The following is a 638-nucleotide window of genomic DNA, read 5'->3' on the forward strand; positions in this document are numbered from 1 at the left end:
ATCGTAACTCGCCGGTTCATTCTACAAAAGGCACGCTATCACCCATTAACGGGCTCTAACTACTTGTAGGCACACGGTTTCAGGATCTCTTTCACTCCCCTTCCGGGGTGCTTTTCACCTTTCCCTCACGGTACTGGTTCACTATCGGTCACTAGGGAGTATTTAGCCTTGGGAGATGGTCCTCCCGGATTCCGACGGAATTTCACGTGTTCCGCCGTACTCAGGATCCACTCTGGAGGGAATGAACTTTCGACTACAGGGCTTTTACCTGCTCTGGCGGACCTTTCCAAGTCGCTTCATCTACTTCATTCCTTTGTAACTCCGTATAGAGTGTCCTACAACCCCAAAGAGCAAGCTCTTTGGTTTGGGCTTTTCCCGTTTCGCTCGCCGCTACTCAGGGAATCGAATTTTCTTTCTCTTCCTGCAGGTACTTAGATGTTTCAGTTCCCTGCGTCTGTCTTCCCTACGCTATGAATTCACGTAGGGATACTATGCGATTAAACATAGTGGGTTTCCCCATTCGGAAATCCCCGGATCAAAGCTTACTTACAGCTCCCCGAGGCATATCGGTGTTAGTGCCGTCCTTCATCGACTCCTAGTGCCAAGGCATCCACCGTGCGCCCTTAATAACTTAACCT

At 49.8% G+C, this 638-nt stretch carries 1 rRNA gene; it reads right to left on the reverse strand.

What is annotated here, in order from left to right:
• Window positions 1-637: ribosomal RNA gene (locus C9J34_RS20775) — 23S ribosomal RNA — on the reverse strand; the annotation flags it as partial.
• Window position 638: the final 1 nt, after the last annotated feature.

Source organism: Metasolibacillus meyeri (assembly GCF_003049505.1).
Taxonomy (GTDB): Bacteria; Bacillota; Bacilli; order Bacillales_A; family Planococcaceae; genus Metasolibacillus; species Metasolibacillus meyeri.